Genomic DNA, 20,968 nt, shown 5'->3' on the forward strand with positions numbered 1-20,968 from the left:
GCGTTCAGCAACGGAAACCCCGATGGGTTATCCCGAGCGACTGAAAAAGGCGTCCCTGGTGGGCGCCTTTTTCGTTTCCGTCTTTTCGCTGGGCACCGCCCAGGCCTTGTGCCCGGCGCTCGGCGGCTTGCCTGCGCAGCAGGTGCAGCGGGTGGTGGATGGCGACACCCTGCGCCTGGTCGATGGCCGCAGCGTGCGCCTGATCGGCCTCAATGCGCCGGAGTTGGGCCGTGACGGCAAGCCCGCCGAACCCTTTGCCCAGGCCGCGCGCCAACGCCTGCAGGCACTGGTTGCCGCCTCTGGAGAACGCGTGCAATTGCGCCTTGGGGAGCAGCGCCGGGATCGTTACGGCCGCACCCTGGCCCATGCCTATGATCGCCAGGGGCGTAATCTGGAAGCGCAGTTGCTGGCCGAGGGCCTCGGCATGTTCGTGGCTATCGCCCCCAATGTGGCCCTGGCCGACTGCCATCGCGGCGCCGAAGCCCAGGCCCGGCGCGGGCGGCTCGGGCTTTGGCGGCAGGCGCAGGTCGTGCAGGCCGGTCAGTTGCAGCGCGGAGGCTTTGCCCTGGTGCGAGGCGAGGTGCAACGGGTTGAGCGCAACCGGGGCGGCCTCTGGCTGGAAATGCAGGGCTCGCTGGTGCTGCAGGTGCCTTCACGCGCGTTGGCTGAGTTTGATCTGGCGCAGCTGCAGGCTTTGACCGGGCGGCAGCTGGAGGTGCGTGGCTGGGTGGTGGATCGCTCGCGCCGCAGCAGCCAGCGCCCTGGCCAGGCGCGCTGGCTGCTGCCGCTGACCCATCCCAGCATGCTGGAGATGTTGCCATGAAGTGGCTTCTGCTCGCTCTGGTGCTGATATCGCTGGCAGGCTGTGCACTAAACCCGGCCACCGGGCGCAATGATTTCGTGCTGATGAGTGAGCGCCAGGAGCTTGAGCTAGGGCGCCGCTATAACCAGGAAATCCTCAAGCAGAACCCGCTTTATAGCGATGCAGGCTTGCAGGCCTATGTGCAGCAGGTCGGCGAGCGGGTGGCGCGGCATAGCCATCGCAACCAGCTGATCTATGAGTTTCGTGTGGTGGACAGCCCGGATATCAACGCCTTCGCCTTGCCCGGCGGCTATATCTATATCCACCGCGGACTGCTGGCCTATCTCAACTCCGAGGCCGAGCTGGCCGCCGTGCTGGGCCATGAGGTGGGGCATGTCACCGCCCGCCACAGCGTGCAGCAGCAGAGCCAGGCCAGCGCCTGGAATATCCTCGGGCAGGCCGTGGCCATTGGTACCGGGGTCGGTGCCGCCGGTGATCTGACCAATGTACTGGGCGGTGCGGTGGTACGCGGTTATGGCCGTGATATGGAGCTTGAAGCCGATGGTCTGGGTGCTCAATACCTGGCCCGCAGCGGCTATGACCCGCAGGCCATGATCGAAGTGGTCAAGGTGCTGAAGAATCAGGAAGTGTTCGCCCGGGATCAGGCGGCCAGGCGCGGTGAGGCACAAGCGGCGGGCGGTTACCACGGTCTGTTCGATACCCATCCGGACAATGATCGTCGTCTGCAGCAGGTGATCGGGCCTGCGCAGGCGCTGGTCGGCGGGCAGCAGGAGGTCAATCGCGAGGCGTTTCTGCGCCAGCTCGATGGTCTGCCCTTCGGGGATTCGGCCGAAACCGGCGTTCGTCGTGGTCGGCATTTCTACCATGGCCCCCTGGGCTTTGCCCTGAGCTATCCCGAAGGCTGGGGGCTGGTTAATCGGCCGGATGTACTGGTCGGTCACAGCGCCGATCAGCAGGCCTTTATTGCCATGACCCTGGAAGACAATCCCCAGGGTCTGACACCGGCCGAACTCCTGCGTCAGCGGGTGGGTGGCCGGCGTCTGCTGGCGGGGCAAGATCTGCAGCTAAAAGGCCTGCAGGGCCATACCGCTGTCTTGCCAGGTAGCGCAGCCAAGCGTCTGGCCCTTATCCAGCTAGGTGGGCAGAGCTATCTGTTTGTCGCCACGGTGCGTGGTCGGGCCTCTCTTGAGGTCGAAGACCGACATTTCCTGCAGGTAATCCGAAGCTTCCGCCCACTGTCTGCCAGGGAGCGACAAGAGGCCGAGCCGCTGCGTATCCGTCTGCATCGGTTCAAGGCTGGTGAAAGCCTGGCAGGGCTGGCGCGCCGCAGCCGCTTGCCGGATGGCGCCCTGGCTACCTTGCGTCTGCTTAATGGCCTGTATCCGCATGGCGAACCCAGGCCTGGCGACTGGATCAAGTTGGTGCGCTAAGGCCCCGTACGAGCGAGTACCGTAGTCCTGTATTTCTGCTGTTTTCGCGTGATTTACAGGTTTTTTGACTGAAAAGTCCTGGCAAATAAGCCTGATTTTCTGTCCTGTCGAATTTGTGATGGCTCCGTCCGGGCCTGCGGGCTGTTTGTCCGGGGCGGTGGCAGCGGTCTTGTGCGGGGGCGGGCAACTTGCGTATCCTCGGCCGCCTGCCTGTTCAACAGCCCAAAGCGGAAATGCCACTATGTCTGATTTGAAAACCGCCGCTCTCGAATATCACGCCAATCCCCGCCCGGGTAAGCTGAGCGTCGAGTTGACCAAACCCACCGCCACTGCCCGTGATCTGTCCCTGGCCTACAGCCCAGGTGTGGCCGAGCCTGTGCGTGAAATCGCCCGCGATCCCGAGCTGGCTTACCGCTATACCGGTAAGGGCAACCTGGTGGCTGTGATTTCCGATGGCACCGCGATCCTCGGCCTCGGCGACCTCGGTCCGCTGGCTTCCAAGCCGGTGATGGAAGGCAAGGGTGTGCTGTTCAAGCGCTTTGCCGGTATCGACGTGTTTGATATCGAAGTCGAGGCCGAGAGCCCGCAGGCCTTTATCGATACCGTGCGCCGCATCTCCATTACCTTCGGCGGAATCAACCTGGAAGACATCAAGGCGCCCGAGTGCTTTGAGATCGAACGCACGCTGATCGAACAGTGCGACATTCCAGTATTCCACGATGACCAGCACGGCACCGCGATTGTGACTGCCGCCGGCATGCTCAACGCCCTGGAGATCGCAGGCAAGACTCTGCCGGAAGCCAAGATCGTCTGCCTGGGCGCCGGCGCCGCCGCCATTTCCTGCATGAAGCTGCTGGTGAGCATGGGGGCCAAGGTCGAGAATATCTTTATGCTCGACCGCAAGGGCGTGATCCATGCGGGGCGTGATGACCTGAACCAGTACAAGGCGGTCTTCGCCAGCGAAACGCCCAAGCGCACCCTCAAGGATGCCCTGGATGGCGCCGATGTGTTCGTCGGCCTGTCGGGCGCCAACCTGCTGAGCCAGGATGACCTGAAGCTGATGGCGCCGAACCCGATCATCTTTGCCTGCTCCAATCCGGATCCGGAAATCAAGCCAGAACTGGCCCGCGAAGCCCGCCCTGATGTGATCATGGCCACCGGTCGTTCCGACTACCCGAACCAGGTCAATAACGTACTCGGTTTCCCCTTCATCTTCCGTGGTGCCCTGGACGTTCGCGCCACCCGTATCAACGAAGAGATGAAGATCGCTGCGGCCCTGGCCCTGCGTGACCTGGCCAAGCTGCCGGTACCCCAGGAAGTATGTGACGCCTACGGTGGCATCGCCCTGGAGTTTGGTCGTGAGTACATCATTCCCAAGCCGATGGACCCGCGCCTGATCACCCTGGTGTGCGACGCCGTGGCCAAGGCCGCCATCGAGAGCGGCGTGGCAACCCTGCCTTATCCGAAGCACTATCCGCTGCAGTCGGTGGATGACGTGTTTAACGGCTAAGGCTTTGCCTGAATAACAAAAAACCCGCTACGGCGGGTTTTTTGTTGGCTGCTTGCGGCTGGATATCGGCAGTCGCCAGTCATGCATTAGAACAGATCAAATGGCGCGACTTCGTCTGCAGGCAGGGGGCTGCCCGGTATGCTCATGCCGGGTTCCAGTTCGCTCATGGGCGGTGGGGCATCTTCGCTTTTGAACAGCTCATAGTATGCATCCGGCGTGCCGGGGCTGGCCAGGCGGCCGCTATAGGGGTCGATGCGCAGGGTCAGCAGCCCCTCCGGTTCTGGCGGCAGGTGGCTGGGCTTGTCCTTGAGGGCTTCGGCCATATAGCTCATCCAGATTGGCAGGGCTACGGTACCGCCGTATTCGTTACGGCCCAGGCTTTCCGGCTGATCGAAACCGGCCCAGACGGCCGTTACATAGTCGGCGTTATAGCCGGAGAACCAGCTGTCCTTGGAGTCGTTGGTAGTCCCCGTCTTGCCCGCCAGGTCATCGCGTCCCAGGGCCATGGCGCGACGGCCAGTGCCGCGCTTGATCACGTCCTGCAGCATGCTGGTCATGATGTAGGCGGTGCGCTCATCGATAATGCGTTCTGCGACCACGGGCTCGACGGCCGGTGCGCTGGCATCAGGCTGGGGGGCTGCAGGTTTGATGCGCGATGGGATAGTCGCGGGGTTGGCGACAAAAAGCGCCTCGCCGTCACGGTTTTCGATGCGTTCGATAAGGTAGGCGGGAGTCCGGTAGCCGCCATTGGCAAATGCGCTCCAGCCGTTGGCCACTTCCAGAGGCGTCAGGTTCGCCGTACCCAGGGCAATGGATAGGTTGGGTGGCAGGTCGTCCTTGTTGAAGCCGAACTGAGTGATGTAATCGCGCGCATAGTCGACACCGATGGCCTGGAGTACGCGGATGGACACCAGGTTACGCGACTTGTAGAGGGCCTCGCGCAGGCGAATGGGGCCAAGGAAGGTGTTGTTGTCGTTCTTTGGGCGCCACTCCTGATCCTGATATTCGTCGACAAACACAATGGGGGCGTCATTGACCAGGGTGGCGGCGGTATAGCCACTGTCGAGGGCCGCGCTATAGATAAAGGGCTTGAAGCTGGAGCCTGGCTGGCGTTTGGCCTGGGCTGCGCGGTTGTAGTTGCTTTGTTCGAAAGAGAAACCGCCTACTAGGGCGCGAATGGCCCCATTGCTCGGGTCCAGTGATACCAGCGCGCTCTGCGCTGCCGGTACCTGCAGGAAGCGCCAGCTGCCATCATCCTGGGGCATCACGCGTATTACATCACCGAGCTTGACCACGTCGGCCGGTTTTTGCGGGCGTGGTCCCTGGCTGTTGGTGCTCAGGAAAGGGCGCGCCCACTTCATGCTGTCCCATGCCACGCTGTGTTCTTCGCCGTTGCGCAGGGTGACCAGAATGCCGCTGTTTTCTACGCTGCTGACTACGGCCGGTTCCAATCCGCCGATGGGGCGAATCTTGCGCAGCTCGTCGAGCCAGGTCGGCCGGGCATCGCCGAGGCGTGCCTCGGGGCCGCGATAGCCGTGGCGCTGGTCGTAACTGATCAGGCCTTCGCGCAGGGCGATGTTGGCGGCGTTCTGCAGGTGGCTGGGAACCGTAGTGGTGACATTAAAACCCTCGGTGTAGGCGTCGCTGCCATACAGGCCGACCATTTCGGCTCTGGCCATTTCGGCAACATAAGGGGCGCTGACCTCTGGGCTGGGAACGTGATAACTGGCATTGATCGGCTCGGCCAAAGCTTGTTCATAGCGCTCGCGATCAATGCGGCCCAGGTTGAACATGCGGCCTAGAATCCAGTCACGGCGCTCCAAGGCGCGGGTCGGGTTGACCAGAGGGTTGAAGCGTGAGGGTGCTTTCGGCAGGCCTGCAATCATGGCCATTTGCGCTAGGCTGATTTCTTGCATGGGTTTGCCATAGTAAACATGCGAGGCGGCTTCAATGCCGTAGGCGCGGTTACCCAGATAGATCTTGTTGACGTAGAGCTCAAGGATCTCGTCCTTGTTCAGCTCGCGTTCAATCTGCAGGGCCAGGAGGATTTCATTGATCTTGCGCGAGAAGCTGCGTTCGCTGGTGAGAAAGAAGTTCTTCGCCACCTGCATGGTGATGGTACTGCCGCCGGTTTGGATTTGCCCGCTTTTCAATAATTGTGTTGCAGCGCGCACCAGGCTGGTGAAATCGACGCCATGATGATTGGCAAAGTTGTCGTCCTCTGCCGCCAGCAAGGCGTTGATGAAATCCTTGGGGATGTCGGCAAAGGCAATGGGTGAACGGCGCATTTCGCCGAATTCGGCGATCAGTTTGGCGTCGTTGCTGTAGACCCGCAGGGGGATCTGCAGCTGAATGCTGCGCAGCGATTCGACGGATGGCAGGCTGGGGCTAAGATAAAGAAAGGCGCCACTGAAACTGAGTAACAGACCACAAAAGGCGGCAAGGCATGACCAGCTTAAAAAACGCAGAAGACGCATCAAGGTTTTCGGATTTCCAAGTAGAAAGAATGAGTTAAGTCAAAGCCAAGGCGAAAAGGGTAAAACTGTTCACATTATAAGCGGTTTTTTTGCGGGGTAGCCATTTGCGCTTCTGTCAAGACTGTTATTTAATGTGAAAAAACATAAATAGTCCGTAAGTCGCGGATGCCAATAGGAAATCGGTCGTGCTAGGGCTCTTCAATAAGAAAGCGAACACGCTGCTCGGGATCGATATCAGTTCGACCTCGGTCAAGCTCCTTGAATTGAGTCGCTCGGGAAGCCGCTACAAAGTAGAGGCTTATGCTGTCGAGCCGCTCCCACCAAATGCCGTGGTTGAAAAGAATATCGCCGAGCTTGAAGGGGTCGGGCAGGCCATTTCCCGTGTGCTGGCCAAGGCCAAGAGCGGTGTGAAGACTGCGGCCGTAGCCGTAGCCGGCTCGGCGGTGATCACCAAGACCATCGAGATGGAAGCCGGTTTGTCCGATGATGAGCTGGAGAATCAGCTCAAGATTGAGGCAGATCAGTACATTCCCTACCCCTTGGAAGAAGTGGCAATCGACTTCGAGTCCCAGGGGCCGTCTCCGCGCAACCCTGAACGAGTCGAAGTGCTTTTGGCGGCGTGCCGCAAGGAGAACGTCGAGGTTCGCGAAGCTGCGCTGGCTTTGGCTGGTTTGACCGCCAAGGTGGTGGATGTCGAGGCTTATGCTCTTGAGCGTGCCTATGGTCTGCTGGTCGATCAGCTGGGTGGCGAACGTGATGAACTGACCGTGGCCGTAGTCGATATTGGCGCCACCATGACAACCCTCAGCGTCCTGCATAACGGTCGCACCATTTATACCCGCGAACAGCTTTTCGGTGGCAAGCAGCTGACCGAAGAGATTCAGCGCCGATATGGCCTGTCGGTTGAAGAGGCTGGGTTGGCCAAGAAACAGGGCGGGCTGCCCGATGATTATGAGTCTGAAGTGCTGCAACCATTTAAAGAAGCTGTCGTGCAGCAGGTTTCAAGATCGCTGCAGTTCTTCTTTGCCGCGGGGCAGTTCAATGATGTGGACTACATCCTGCTGGCTGGCGGCACTGCCTCCATTCCAGACCTCGATCGCCTGATTCAGCAGAAAATTGGTACGCCGACACTGGTGGCCAACCCCTTTGCCGATATGGCTCTGAGCGGCAAGGTCAATGCCGGTGCACTGGCTAGCGACGCTCCCGCGCTGATGATTGCCTGCGGTCTGGCTATGAGGAGTTTTGACTAATGGCGCGGATCAACTTACTTCCATGGCGTGAGCAACTGCGCGAAGAGCGCAAGCAGCGGTTTTTGGTGTCCTTGGCGGGTGTGCTTATTGCTGCAGCGGGCGCGGTATTTCTGGGTGATCAGTACCTGAGCAATGCCATTGAGCGTCAGGATGCGCGCAACCAGTTTATTCGCAAGGAAATTGCAGTTCTTGATGCGCGTATCAAGGAGATCAGTGAGCTGAAAAAGCGCCGTGAGCAACTGCTGGAGCGGATGAAGATCATTCAGGATCTGCAGGGTAATCGGCCGATCATTGGTCGGGTTTTTGATCAGCTGGTCAGAACCTTGCCGGATGGTGTCTTTTTCACGCGATTGAAAAAGACGGACAAGAACATTGCCATCGTCGGAGCAGCTGAGTCGAATAATCGCGTATCTGCCTTGATGCGCAATCTGGATGGTTCCGAATGGCTGACTTCGCCCAATCTGACCGAGGTGAAGTCGGTGACGGCAGGGGCGGTGGATCAAGCGAATGTATTCCAGCTCAGCGTGCAGCAGACGCAGCCCAAGCAGGATGAGGGGGAGGCGAAAAAATGAGCCTGAATGACTCGCTGAAAAGCCTGCAGGAAATTGATTTCAACGATATTGACTTCAATAACATCGGCTCGTGGCCTGGTGCGGTAAAGGTTATTGCCGGTACGTTATTGCTCGTTGTGGTTCTCGCGCTTGGCTATAACTTCCATCTCAAGGATTTGCAGGCTGAGTTGGAGCGCAAGCAGGGAGAGGAAGTCACGCTAAAGGGGCAGTTCTCCAAGAAGGCATTCGAGGCCGCCAACCTGGAAGCCTATAAAGAGCAGATGCAGGAAATGGAATTGTCCTTTGGTGCGCTGCTTAAGCAGCTGCCAAGTGACACCGAGGTGCCGGGGTTGCTTGAGGATATTACTCGTACCGGTCTGGGGAGCGGGCTGGAGTTTGAAGAAATCAAATTGCTGCCGGAGGCTGCCCAGCAATTCTATATCGAGCTGCCAATCCAAATTAAAGTGGTTGGGGCCTATCACGACTTGGCCACGTTCGTGAGTGGTGTGGCCAGTTTGCCGCGTATTGTGACGCTGCATGATTTTGAGCTGGTTCCCGCTAAAGGGGGCGAGGGATCTTCGACTTTGCAGATGAGCATTTTGGCGAAGACTTATCGTTATAACGATAAAGGAGAGCAGCCATGAAGTGCTCCCGTTTAATAACGGTATTGTTGGCTGGCAGCCTGCTTGGTGGGTGTGGTGAAAGCGGTGATTTCGCTGACCTGCGAGCCTATATGGATGAGGTTCGCGCCAAGCCTAAAGGTTCGATTGAGCCTTTGCCGAAGTTTCAGCCGTACGAAAGCTTCACCTATATGGCCGCATCCATGCGTAGTCCGTTCCAGCCCCCGGTCAAGGTGGATATGGCCAGTCGTGAGAAGGGCTCGAAAGATGTGAAGCCGGATGAGTCGCGTGTTCGCCAGTATCTGGAAGACTTCAATATCGAGGTGTTTCAGATGGTTGGCACCCTTTCAAACCAAGGCGGTGTATTCGCTCTGGTCAGTGGTGCTGGGGGGGTTCACCGGGTGAAGGTGGGCGATTATCTGGGGCGCAACCACGGGCGCATCGTTTCGATCGAAGAATCAAGCGTTGAGGTAATCGAAATCGTTCCGGATGGCGAAGGTGGATGGCTGGAGCGGCCGCGCAGTATCTCTCTGAAGGAGCGCTCTTAAGAGCGGAGTGAATATGAAAAAGAATAATCGGACTGCCCAGCGAAATCCTATGATGACTATCTCGCGTTCGCGCTTTGCGCTCTCTGTGTTGGCTTTCTTGGTCTCTCCCGCGCTACTGGCTGCGAATCTGCAGACTCTGGATGTCGCGTCGTTACCCGGTGACAGGGTCGAGCTCAAGCTGTCATTTGACGAGCCCGTAACTGCTCCCCGCGGCTATACCATTGAGCAGCCTGCTCGTATCGCGCTGGACTTGCCTGGGGTTTCCAGTAAGTTGGCCAGCAAGAATCATGACCTGGGTGTAGGCAATGCGCGCAGTGTGACGGTAGTCGAGGCGAAGGACCGCACTCGTTTGATCGTCAACTTGACCACCTTGGCTCCCTACAGCACTCGTGTTGAGGGTAACAATCTGTATGTGGTGGTGGGTGGTTCCGCGGGCGGCGCTACTGCCTCTCCAGCTCCCGCTGCTACCCCTGCTGTTGCTGCTCCCGCCAAGGCTTACGGTCAGCCCAGTCGGGCGATCAGCAATATCGACTTCCAGCGTGGGGAGCAGGGCGAAGGTAATGTCGTGATCTCCCTTTCCGATGCTTCGGTCAGTCCGGATATTCAGGATCAGGGTGGCAAGATCCGTCTTGATTTTGCCAAGACCCAGTTGCCTGAGTCGCTGCGTGTGCGCCTTGATGTTAAAGACTTCGCTACTCCAGTGCAGTTTGTCAGCGCTACTGGTTCAGGTGATAAGGCCAGCATAGTGATCGAGCCTACTGGCTTTTACGATTACCTGGCTTATCAGACGGATAACAAGCTTACGCTGAGCATCAAGCCGCTCACTGAAGATGATGTTGAAAAGCGCAAGGCTGAGCGTTTTGCCTACAGCGGGGAAAAGCTGTCCCTGAATTTCCAGGATATCGATGTGCGTTCGGTTCTGCAGCTGATCGCAGATTTTACCGACCTCAATCTTGTGGCCAGTGACACTGTGCGCGGCAATATCACTTTGCGTTTGCAGAATGTGCCATGGGACCAGGCCCTGGATCTGGTGCTGAAGACCAAGGGCCTGGACAAGCGCAAGGTGGGTAACGTGTTGCTGGTTGCTCCTGCCGATGAGATTGCAGCCCGCGAGCGCCAGGAGCTGGAGTCGCAAAAGCAGATTGCTGAACTTGCCCCTCTGCGTCGTGAATTGATTCAGGTCAACTATGCCAAGGCCGCCGATATGGCCAAGTTGTTCCAGTCGGTTACCAGTGCCGACGGCACGTCGGATGACCGTGGTTCCATTACGGTTGACGATCGAACCAACAGCATCATTGCTTATCAGACCCAGGAACGCCTGGACGAGTTGCGGCGTATTGTTGCGCAGCTTGACGTTGCAGTTAGGCAGGTCATGATTGAAGCCCGCATTGTTGAGGCTAATGTCGACTACGACAAGGCACTTGGCGTTCGCTGGGGGGGGAACTTCTGGACTGGCGACAAATGGAATGCGTGGGGTAAGGATGGTGACTTGGGTGTGGATGACTCATTACCTGGGCAGGTTGGGCGTTTTCCTGGTGTGAGGGAAGTACCGGTCAATACACCTTTTGTTGACTTAGGGGCGGCAGGTGCAACAACAGGAATTGGCATTGGTTTTGTCACAAACAATACAATGCTTGACCTGCAGTTGAGTGCGATGGAAAAAACTGGCAATGGCGAGATTATCTCTCAGCCAAAAGTTGTCACCTCAGATAAAGAGACCGCCAAAATTCTGAAAGGGGCAAAGATTCCGTACCCAGAGGCCTCTTCAAGCGGTGCGGCTACTACTGCTTTTGCAGATGCAAACCTGTCTTTGGAAGTGACACCGCAGATCACGCCTGACAATCGTGTGATCATTGAAGTGAAGGTCAATAAAGATGCTGCTGACTTCTCTAATCAGGTGAATGGGACGCCTTCTATCTTGACCAACGAGGTCAATGCCAAAGTACTGGTAAATGATGGTGAAACTATCGTGATCGGCGGTGTATTCAGCAATACCCAGTCTAAGGCCGTTGATAAGGTTCCTTTCTTAGGAGATGTTCCCTTTGTTGGTCGGTTGTTCCGTCGTGACGTTGTGCGAGATGCTAAGTCCGAGCTGCTGATCTTCCTCACTCCGCGCATCATGAATAACCAGGCGATCGCGGTGAGTCGTTGATTAAGTGACCAGTGTGATTCTTGTGGGCCCGATGGGTGCTGGTAAAAGCACCATCGGGCGTCTTCTTGCTAAAGAACTGCGTTTGCCCTTCAAGGACTCCGATAAGGAAATTGAGGCGCGTACGGGCGCTGATATCCCTTGGATATTTGATGTCGAGGGGGAGCAGGGTTTTCGTGAGCGCGAGCAGGCGGTTATTGCTGAGCTTTGCGATCAGGGCGATATGGTCCTGGCCACTGGTGGTGGTGTTGTCATGCGGCCGGAAAACCGCGCGGCACTCAGATCTGGCGGTTGCGTAGTGTATTTGCATGCCTCGGTTGAACAGCAAATACATCGTACAGCAAAGGATCGTAACAGGCCGCTGCTGCGTACGACTGACCCGGCCAAGGTGCTGGCTGATTTATTGGCTTTGCGTGACCCTCTGTATCGTGAAGTGGCGGATGTCATAGTGGAAACCGATGAGCGCCCTCCACGTATGGTGGTGCAGCAGATCATTGAGCGCATTCAGGCGCTTTCCACCCGTTAAAGCGTGGTGTGATCTGCGCTATCCTAGAGCCCTTTTCAGCAGGGGGCTCCATGCAAACTCTTCATGTCGACCTGGGTGAGCGCAGTTATCCCATCTATATCGGTTCAGGCCTTCTGGGGCGTGCGGATCTATTGACTCCGCATATCGTCGGGCGGCAGGTGGCGATTGTCACCAATGAAACCGTTGCCCCCCTGTATCTGAGCCAGCTTGAGGCGGCCTTGCAAGGCTATGAGCTGACATCGGTCGTTTTGCCCGATGGTGAGGCGTTCAAGAACTGGGAAACCCTGCAGTTGATTTTCGATGGGCTGCTTGGTGCGCGGCATGATCGCCGCACCACTGTTGTCGCCCTGGGTGGGGGGGTGATCGGTGACATGGCTGGCTTTGCTGCAGCCTGTTATCAGCGTGGGGTGAATTTTATTCAGATTCCTACCACTTTGCTGTCTCAGGTCGACTCCTCTGTTGGTGGCAAGACGGGCATCAACCATCCACTTGGCAAAAACATGGTGGGGGCTTTCTATCAGCCGCAGGCCGTGCTGATCGACACTTCGACATTGAATACCCTGCCTGCGCGCGAGCTGTCCGCCGGTCTGGCGGAGGTTATCAAGTATGGGCTTATCTGCGATGAGCCCTTCCTGGCTTGGCTGGAAGGGCATATGCAGGCCCTGCTTGACCTGGACTCTCAGGCGCTGACAGCGGCTATTGCGCGTTCCTGTGCGGCCAAGGCGCGAGTGGTGAGTGCTGATGAGCGCGAGTCCGGGATACGGGCCACGCTTAACCTGGGGCATACCTTCGGCCATGCCATTGAGACTGAGCAGGGTTATGGCGTGTGGCTGCATGGCGAGGCCGTGGCGGCGGGTACGGTCATGGCGCTGGAGATGTCACATCGCTTGGGCTGGATTTCCGCGTCCGAGCGCGATCGTGCGGTGCGTCTGTTTTTAGCTGCCGGCCTGCCGGTGGTGCCGCCTGCTGAGATGTCAGCCAATGACTTTTTGCAGCATATGGCTGTCGATAAGAAAGTCCTCGATGGCCAGCTGCGTTTGGTCTTGCTGCGTCAGTTGGGCGAAGCCGTGGTGACCGCTGACTTTGCCCCCGAGATCCTGAATGCCACGCTGAACGCAGATTATGCCGCGCAGCTGGAACGGCTTGTTAATTGATGAGTGATCTATGACCAGTTTGCATGCCGATGAGGCCTATTTAGAGTTTTACGGCTTCAGCCATGACCCCTTCGCCGCACGCGTGCCGGGCTTCAAGTTTTTCCCGGCCCAGCGCAAGCCCGTGCTGGGGCAGTTACATCACCTGGCGCGCTACAGCCAGCTGTTGCTGGTGGTCAGTGCGCCGCAAGGGGCTGGCAAGACCCTCTTGCGGCAGGCGCTGGTGGCCAGTAGCAACAAGCAGGCGGTGCATGCGCTGGTCATTTCGGCGCGAGGGGCTGCCGATGAATACGGCCTGTTGCGTCAGGTTGCGCAGGGCGTGCAGATCGAGGGTGGCGACCTGCATGCCATCATGGCCCAGATCGCTCAGTTGTCGATGACGGGCCAAGAAGTCTATCTGCTGGTTGATGATGCTGAATTGCTGAGCGATGAGGCTATCAATGCCCTGTTGCTATTGGCGACCGGTAATGCCGATGGTCGTGCCCATGTTTTCCTGTTTGCCGGGCCCGAGCTATTGCCGCGTCTGGATGAGCTGGCGCGGGGGGATGAGTGTTTTCATGTCATCGAGCTGCAGCCGTATGAGCTTGAGGAAACGCGTGAATACCTGGGGCAGCGTCTGGAAGGGGCAGGGCAGGGGCTGGAGTTACTTGGCGAGGAGCAGATCGAGGCTATTCACGAGCGCTCTGGTGGTTGGCCTGGAGCGATCAATCAGGTGGCGCGCGAGGTATTGGGCGAGGCCATGCTGGCGCAGCGTGCCAGGGCCGGGCGTGCTGGTGGAGGGCTGAAACTGCCCGGCAAGCATATGTTGGCCTCGGCCGTGGTGGTGCTGGGTGTGGTGGCGGCCTTTTTTATGCAGGGCCAGCCGGGGTCGTCGACTTCTGATCCGGCGCTTGCGGTGTTGCCATTGGAGGCGCCGGCTGCAGAGCCTGTCGAGGTGCCAGTTGCGCCTGCGGTCGAGTTTGCCGGTAATGCCAAGCCGGTGCCTCTGCCATTGGTAGGGGAGGCGCAGCCGGTGATGCGTGAGCCTCTGGCCCTGGCAGCCGGTGGTGCTGATGAGCAGCTTGCCGAGGTTGCCCCGCTTGCGGGGGGCACTGCACCAGAGCCCGTGCAGCCTGTGGCGCCAGTTGCTGCGCCTGTCGCCGCTCCGGTTGTAGCGGCGCCCGCGCCCTTAGTTGCCACCGCTCCGGTCAAGGTGGCGCCTGCGGTCGTTGCACCGGCCAAGCCTGCCCCTGCTTCTCCTGCTCCTGCTCCTGCTCCAGTGGTCACGCCCAAGGCCGTGCCTGCTCCTGCTGTTGCCAGTGGGGGCAATTGGTATGCCGCGCAGGCAGGTTCGCGCTATACGCTGCAGATACTTGGCACCCGTTCGGAATCCAGTGCCCGGGCTTTTGTCCGTGAGCAGGGCAGCGAGTACCACTATTTCAAGAAGCAGCATCAGGGCCAGCCACTGTATGTGGTGACCTACGGCAGCTTTGCTACCCGCGACCAGGCCCAGGCTGCCCTCAGGCGGCTGCCGGCCAAGGTACAGGCGGGTAAGCCCTGGCCGCGGACTCTGGCCAGTATTCAGCAGGAAATGCTGTAACAGTGGGTGACTGGCGGGTCGATAGCACGACCTGCTAGTCCCTTCCTTCGCTTTAGCGACATTGCCTTTCGTTTTTTCGACGCTTGGATTTGTGGCGGCCTGGGTCGGTATGTACAATACCCTCCCTTTCGCCTGCGCAAAGCTGGGGCCTAGTCCTGCGCGCTCGCTAAGTAAATGAATTAGAAAGTAATTTGCCTGATGTTTAGGCAGCCTGGTGAGAGTCTCCCTTATGAAAGCAGGTTTGTACCGTCCTGATGAGTTCAAGGATAACTGCGGCTTCGGCTTGATTGCCCACATGCAAGGTGAAGCGAGTCATCATCTGCTGCAGACCGCCATTGAGGCGCTGACCTGCATGACCCACCGTGGCGGGATCAACGCCGACGGCAAGACCGGTGACGGTTGCGGTCTGCTGATTCAGAAACCTGACCTGTTCCTGCGTGCCGTGGCCCAGGAAAGCTTCGGCGTTGCCCTGCCGGCGCAATACGCCGTGGGCATGGTGTTCTTCAATCAGGACCCGGTGAAAGCCGAGGCCGCTCGCGAGAACATGAACCGCGAGATTCTGGCCGCCGGCCTGCAGCTGATCGGCTGGCGCAAGGTGCCGATCGACACCGGCGTGCTCGGTCAGCTGGCTCTGCAGCGCCTGCCGATCATCGAGCAGGTGTTCGTTGGCGGTGAAGGCCTCTCCGATCAGGAGTTCGCCATCAAGCTGTTCAGCGCCCGTCGCCGTTCCTCGGTGGCCAATGCCGCCGACAGCGATCACTACATCTGCAGCTTCTCGCACAAGACCATCATCTATAAGGGCCTGATGATGCCCGCCGATCTGCAGCAGTTCTACCCGGACCTGGGTGATGAGCGCCTGCAGACCGCCATTTGCGTGTTCCACCAGCGCTTCTCCACCAACACCCTGCCGAAGTGGCCACTGGCGCAGCCGTTCCGCTTCCTGGCGCACAACGGTGAAATCAACACCATCACCGGCAACCGCAACTGGGCCCAGGCGCGGCGCCTGAAGTTTGCCAACGACCTGATTCCCGATCTGGAAGAGCTGGGCCCGCTGGTCAACCGCGTCGGCTCCGACTCCTCCAGCATGGACAACATGCTTGAGCTGATGGTCACCGGTGGCATCGACCTGTTCCGCGGCGTGCGCATGATCATTCCGCCAGCCTGGCAGAACGTCGAGACCATGGACGCCGACCTGCGCGCGTTCTACGAATACAACTCCATGCATATGGAACCCTGGGATGGCCCGGCCGGCGTGGTGATGACCGATGGTCGCTATGCGGTCTGTCTGCTCGACCGCAACGGCCTGCGTCCGGCACGTTGGGTGACCACCAAGAATGGCTATATCACCCTGGCGTCGGAAATCGGCGTGTGGGATTACCAGCCCGAGGACGTCATCGCCAAGGGCCGTGTGGGTCCGGGGCAGATCCTCGCCGTGGACACCGAGACCGGCCAGGTGCTCGACACCGATGCCGTGGACAATCGCCTGAAGTCGCGTCACCCTTACAAGCAGTGGCTGCGCAAGAATGCCCTGCGCATCCAGGCCACCCTGGAAGACCGCGACCATGGTTCGGCGTTCTATGACGTCGACCAGCTCAAGCAGTACATGAAGATGTTCCAGGTCACCTTCGAGGAGCGTGACCAGGTGCTGCGTCCGCTCGGTGAGCAGGGCCAGGAAGCGGTTGGTTCCATGGGTGACGACACGCCGATGGCCGTGCTCAGCCAGCGCGTGCGCTCGCCCTACGACTACTTCCGTCAGCAGTTCGCCCAGGTGACCAATCCGCCGATCGACCCGCTGCGCGAAGCCATCGTCATGTCCCTGGAAATCTGCCTCGGTGCCGAGCGCAATATCTTCCAGGAGTCGCCGGAGCACGCCACCCGCATCATCCTCAGCAGTCCGGTGATCTCCCCGGCCAAGTGGCGTTCGCTGATGAACCTCGATCGCCCGGGCTTCGAGCGCCAGCTGATCGACATGAACTATGACGAGTCGATCGGTCTGGAAGCCGCCGTGCGCAATATGGCCGATCAGGCTGAAGAAGCGGTGCGCGCCGGCAAGTCGCTGCTGGTGCTCTCCGACCGGCATATCGCCCCGGGCAAGCTGCCGGCCCATGCCGCGCTGGTGACCGGTGCGGTGCACCATCGCCTGACCGAGAAGGGGCTGCGTTGCGACTGCAATATCCTGGTGGAAACCGCCACCGCCCGCGACCCGCATCATTATGCGGTGCTGCTCGGCTTCGGCGCCTCGGCGGTCTATCCGTTCCTGGCCTACGAAGTACTGGGCGACCTGATCCGCACCGGCGAAGTGCTGGGCGATCTGTATGAGGTGTTCAAGTACTACCGCAAGGGTATCGCCAAGGGCCTGTTGAAGATCCTGTCCAAGATGGGCATCTCCACCGTCGCCTCCTACCGTGGCGCCCAGCTGTTCGAGGCGGTCGGTCTGGCCGACGAAGTGACCGAACTGTGCTTCCGTGGTGTGGCCAGCCGCATCAAGGGCGCGCGTTTCGTCGATATCGAGGCCGAGCAGAAGCTGCTGGCCTTCGAGGCCTGGAACAACCGCAAGGCCATCCAGCAGGGCGGCCTGCTCAAGTTCGTCTACGGCGGCGAGTACCACGCCTACAACCCGGATGTGGTCAACACCCTGCAGGCTGCCGTGCAGCAAGGTAGCTACGAGAAGTACAAGGAATACAGCGCCCTGGTCGATACCCGCCCGGTGTCGATGCTGCGCGACCTGCTGCAGCTGAAGCTGGCTGAGCAGCCGCTGGCGCTGGATCAGGTCGAGCCGATGGGCGAGATCCTCAAGCGCTTCGACTCCGCCGGCATCTCCCTCGGCGCCCTGTCGCCGGAAGCCCACGAGGCCATCGCCGAGGCGATGAACCGTCTGGGCGCGCGCTCCAACTCCGGTGAGGGCGGTGAAGACCCGGCCCGTTACGGCACCATGCGCAGCTCGAAGATCAAGCAGGTGGCTACCGGCCGCTTTGGTGTGACCCCCGAGTACCTGGTCAACGCCGAAGTGCTGCAGATCAAGGTGGCCCAAGGCGCCAAGCCCGGCGAGGGCGGCCAGCTGCCGGGCGGCAAGGTCAACGGTCTGATCGCCAAGCTGCGTTATGCAGTGCCGGGCGTGACCCTGATTTCGCCACCGCCGCACCACGACATCTATTCCATCGAAGACCTGGCGCAGCTGATCTATGACCTCAAGCAGGTCAACCCGGCCGCCCTGGTGTCGGTCAAACTGGTGGCCGAGGCCGGTGTCGGCACCATCGCCGCCGGTGTGGCCAAGGCCTATGCCGACCTGATCACCATCTCCGGCTACGATGGCGGCACCGGAGCATCGCCCTTGACCTCGATCAAGTACGCCGGCGCACCGTGGGAGCTGGGCCTGGCCGAAACCCACCAGACCCTGCGCGGCAATGACCTGCGCGGCAAGGTGCGGGTGCAGACCGACGGCGGCCTGAAAACCGGCCTGGATGTGGTCAAGGCCGCCATCCTCGGCGCCGAGAGCTTCGGCTTCGGCACCGCGCCGATGATCGCCCTGGGCTGCAAATACCTGCGCATCTGCCACCTGAACAACTGCGCCACCGGCGTGGCCACGCAGAACGACAAGCTGCGCAAGGATCACTTTATCGGCACTGTCGAGATGGTGATGAACTTCTTCACCTATGTCGCCGAGGAAACCCGCGAGTGGCTGGCCAAGCTGGGCGTTAGTAGTCTGGAAGAGTTGATCGGGCGTACCGACCTGCTCGACATCCTGCCCGGTGAAACCGACAAGCAGCAGCACCTGGATCTGACTCCGCTACTGGGCAGCGACCATATCCCGGCGGACAAGCCGCAGTTTTGCCTGGTGGAGAAGAACCCACCGTTCGACCAGGGTCTGCTGGCCGAGAAGATGGTGGAGATGGCCAAGCCGGCCATCGCTGCAGCCAGCGGTGGCGAGTTCGAACTGGATATCTGCAACTGCGACCGCTCCATCGGTGCCCGCGTGTCCGGCGAAATCGCCCGGGTACATGGCAACCAGGGCATGGCCAAGGCGCCGCTGACCTTCCGCTTCAAGGGCACTGCCGGGCAGAGCTTCGGCGTGTGGAACGCCGGAGGTCTGAACCTGTACCTGGAAGGCGACGCCAACGACTACGTGGGCAAGGGCATGACCGGCGGCAAGCTGATCATCACCCCGCCCAAGGGCAGCCCGTTCAAGACCCAGGACAGCGCCATCATCGGCAACACCTGCCTGTACGGCGCCACTGGCGGCAAGCTGTTCGCCGCCGGCACCGCAGGTGAGCGTTTCGCCGTGCGCAACTCCGGCGCTCACGCCGTGGTGGAAGGCACTGGCGACCACTGCTGCGAGTACATGACCGGCGGCTTCGTCTGCGTACTGGGCAAGACCGGCTACAACTTCGGTTCCGGCATGACCGGCGGTTTCGCCTACGTGCTGGACCTGGATAACAGCTTCTATGATCGGGTCAACCACGAACTGGTGGAGATCCAGCGGATCAACAACGAAGCGATGGAGGCCTACCGCAACCATCTGCACAACGTGCTCGCCGAGTACGTGGCGGAGACGGCCAGCGAGTGGGGCAGCCATCTGCTGGAGAACCTGGACGACTACCTGCGCAAGTTCTGGCTGGTCAAGCCCAAGGCCGCCAGCTTGAAGTCGCTGCTGTCCAGCACCCGGGCCAACCCGCAATAAAGCCGCTGTGCGGCAAGCCCGAGCGCCAGGCGCCGGGCTTGCCGAAACCCCAGATTGTCTTGCCGCCTGAAGCGTGATGCCTGAGGCTGCTGTAAAGAGGTTTGCTATGACTGAACGTCTGAATAACGACTTCCAGTTCATCGAAGTCGGGCGCAAAGACCCGAAGAAGAAACTGCTGCGCCAGCGCAAGAAGGAATTCGTCGAGATCTACGACAACTTCAAGCCGGCCCAGGCGGCCGACCAGGCCCACCGTTGCCTGGGTTGCGGCAACCCCTATTGCGAATGGAAGTGCCCGGTGCACAACTTCATTCCCAACTGGCTCAAGCTGGTGTCCGAGGGCAATATCCTCGCCGCCGCCGAGCTGAGCCACCAGACCAACACCCTGCCAGAAGTCTGCGGCCGGGTGTGCCCGCAGGATCGTCTGTGCGAGGGCGCCTGCACCCTGAATGACGGCTTCGGTGCGGTGACCATCGGCTCGGTGGAGAAGTACATCACCGACACGGCCTTCGCCATGGGCTGGCGCCCGGATATGTCCAAGGTCAAACCGACCGGCAAGCGCGTTGCCGTGATCGGTGCCGGTCCGGCGGGCCTGGGCTGCGCCGACGTACTGGTGCGCAATGGCGTGACCCCGGTGGTGTTCGACAAGAACCCGGAAATCGGCGGTCTGCTGACCTTCGGCATTCCCGAGTTCAAGCTGGAAAAGACCGTGCTGAGCAATCGCCGCGAAGTCTTTACCGGCATGGGCATCGAGTTCCGCCTGAACACCGAGATCGGCAAGGACATCACCATGCAGCAGCTGCTGGATGAGTACGATGCCGTGTTTATGGGCATGGGCACCTACACCTATATGAAGGGCGGCTTCCCCGGTGAAGACCTGCCGGGCGTCACCGATGCCCTGGACTTCCTGATCGCCAACGTCAACCGCAACCTGGGTTTCGAGAAGTCCCCTGAGGACTTTATCGACATGAAGGGCAAGCGTGTGGTGGTGCTCGGTGGTGGTGACACCGCCATGGACTGCAACCGCACCTCCATCCGCCAGGGTGCCAAGAGCGTGACCTGCGCCTACCGTCGCGACCAGGAAAACATGCCGGGCTCGCGCAAGGAAGTGAAGAACGCCAAGGAAGAGGGGGTGAAATTCCTCTTCAACCGCCAGCCCATCGCCATCGTCGGTGAGGACAAGGTCGAAGGCGTCAAGGTGGTGGAAACCCGCCTCGGCGAGCCGGATGCCCGTGGCCGCCGCAGCCCCGAGCCGATTCCCGGTTCCGAGGAGATCATCCCGGCCGATGCCGTGCTGATCGCCTTCGGCTTCCGCCCGAGCCCGGCGCCCTGGTTCAGCGATTTCAAGATCGACACCGACAGCCAGGGCCGCGTGGTGGCCCCGGAGCAGAGCCAGTTCAAGCACCAGACCAGCAACCCGAAGATCTTCGCTGGTGGCGATATGGTGCGCGGTTCCGACCTGGTGGTGACGGCGATCTTCGAGGGGCGGAACGCCGCCGAAGGTATCCTCGACTACCTGGGCGTCTAAGCTACTGCGGGCTTCGCGCGCCATGCTGCGTTGCCCCTTGTGACCCACATGGATGTGGGGAATGCGGTTGGCCCGCAGGAGCGGGCATCGCACTGACCTCCGCTCGTTACGCTTAGCAATTAGGTATTTGCCCGAGACAAATCGTCGCGAT

14 protein-coding genes are annotated in these 20,968 nt (G+C 60.0%); 13 read left to right on the forward strand and 1 reads right to left on the reverse strand.

Annotated features, from left to right (window positions below; translation table 11 throughout):
* The first annotated feature begins 22 nt into the window (after positions 1-22).
* The 3 genes from GJV18_RS04510 (at position 23) to GJV18_RS04520 (ending at position 3,763) form a co-directional block, all read left to right on the forward strand.
* Positions 23-823: a thermonuclease family protein gene (locus tag GJV18_RS04510; protein ID WP_178113413.1), complete on the forward strand. Its 801-nt coding sequence runs from the start codon at positions 23-25 to the stop codon at positions 821-823.
* The gene (locus GJV18_RS04515) at positions 820-2,253 is read left to right on the forward strand and encodes a M48 family metalloprotease (protein WP_160343516.1); all 1,434 of its coding nucleotides are present in this window, start codon (positions 820-822) and stop codon (positions 2,251-2,253) included. The genes GJV18_RS04510 and GJV18_RS04515 overlap by 4 nt, the downstream gene beginning before the upstream one ends.
* Positions 2,254-2,494: 241 nt before the next feature.
* Positions 2,495-3,763, forward strand: a complete 1,269-nt coding sequence (locus GJV18_RS04520) for a malic enzyme-like NAD(P)-binding protein (RefSeq protein ID WP_160343517.1) — start codon at positions 2,495-2,497, stop codon at positions 3,761-3,763.
* Between the two features lie 86 nt (positions 3,764-3,849).
* On the opposite strand, the gene GJV18_RS04525 is transcribed toward GJV18_RS04520, so the two are convergent.
* On the reverse strand, positions 3,850-6,243 hold the full coding sequence (locus GJV18_RS04525) for a penicillin-binding protein 1A (protein ID WP_160343518.1): 2,394 nt from the start codon (positions 6,241-6,243) through the stop codon (positions 3,850-3,852).
* Between the two features lie 182 nt (positions 6,244-6,425).
* Here GJV18_RS04525 and GJV18_RS04530 point away from each other — a divergent pair, with 182 nt between their 5' ends.
* From GJV18_RS04530 to GJV18_RS04575, 10 genes are all read left to right on the forward strand, one after another.
* Complete coding sequence (locus GJV18_RS04530) at positions 6,426-7,490, forward strand: pilus assembly protein PilM (protein ID WP_160343519.1); 1,065 nt, start codon at positions 6,426-6,428, stop codon at positions 7,488-7,490.
* Entirely contained in the window at positions 7,490-8,062 is a 573-nt protein-coding gene (locus GJV18_RS04535; protein ID WP_160343520.1) for a PilN domain-containing protein, read from the forward strand. Before GJV18_RS04530 ends, GJV18_RS04535 begins: the two co-directional genes overlap by 1 nt.
* Entirely contained in the window at positions 8,059-8,685 is a 627-nt protein-coding gene (pilO, locus tag GJV18_RS04540) for a type 4a pilus biogenesis protein PilO (RefSeq protein ID WP_160343521.1), read from the forward strand. Before GJV18_RS04535 ends, pilO begins: the two co-directional genes overlap by 4 nt.
* Positions 8,682-9,209, forward strand: coding sequence for a type 4a pilus biogenesis lipoprotein PilP (gene pilP / locus GJV18_RS04545; RefSeq protein WP_160343522.1), 528 nt, complete (start codon positions 8,682-8,684; stop codon positions 9,207-9,209). Before pilO ends, pilP begins: the two co-directional genes overlap by 4 nt.
* 52 nt (positions 9,210-9,261) lie before the next feature.
* The gene (gene pilQ, locus GJV18_RS04550) at positions 9,262-11,361 is read left to right on the forward strand and encodes a type IV pilus secretin PilQ (protein WP_160345977.1); all 2,100 of its coding nucleotides are present in this window, start codon (positions 9,262-9,264) and stop codon (positions 11,359-11,361) included.
* Between the two features lie 4 nt (positions 11,362-11,365).
* A complete protein-coding gene (aroK, locus tag GJV18_RS04555; RefSeq protein ID WP_160343523.1) occupies positions 11,366-11,884 on the forward strand; it encodes a shikimate kinase AroK in 519 nt (172 codons plus the stop codon).
* A gap of 50 nt (positions 11,885-11,934) precedes the next feature.
* Positions 11,935-13,038: a 3-dehydroquinate synthase gene (gene aroB / locus GJV18_RS04560; RefSeq protein ID WP_160343524.1), complete on the forward strand. Its 1,104-nt coding sequence runs from the start codon at positions 11,935-11,937 to the stop codon at positions 13,036-13,038.
* Between the two features lie 10 nt (positions 13,039-13,048).
* Positions 13,049-14,614 (forward strand): AAA family ATPase, encoded by a 1,566-nt coding sequence (locus GJV18_RS04565; RefSeq protein ID WP_160343525.1) that lies wholly within the window; start codon positions 13,049-13,051, stop codon positions 14,612-14,614.
* 229 nt (positions 14,615-14,843) lie between these two features.
* Positions 14,844-19,292: a glutamate synthase large subunit gene (gltB, locus tag GJV18_RS04570; protein WP_160343526.1), complete on the forward strand. Its 4,449-nt coding sequence runs from the start codon at positions 14,844-14,846 to the stop codon at positions 19,290-19,292.
* A 106-nt stretch (positions 19,293-19,398) separates the two neighbouring features.
* Positions 19,399-20,817 carry an FAD-dependent oxidoreductase gene (locus GJV18_RS04575; protein ID WP_160343527.1) on the forward strand — a complete coding sequence of 473 codons (1,419 nt, stop codon included), beginning with the start codon at positions 19,399-19,401 and terminating at the stop codon, positions 20,815-20,817.
* Positions 20,818-20,968: the final 151 nt, after the last annotated feature.

The organism is Pseudomonas xionganensis (assembly GCF_009763245.1).
GTDB classification, from domain to species: domain Bacteria; phylum Pseudomonadota; class Gammaproteobacteria; order Pseudomonadales; family Pseudomonadaceae; genus Aquipseudomonas; species Aquipseudomonas xionganensis.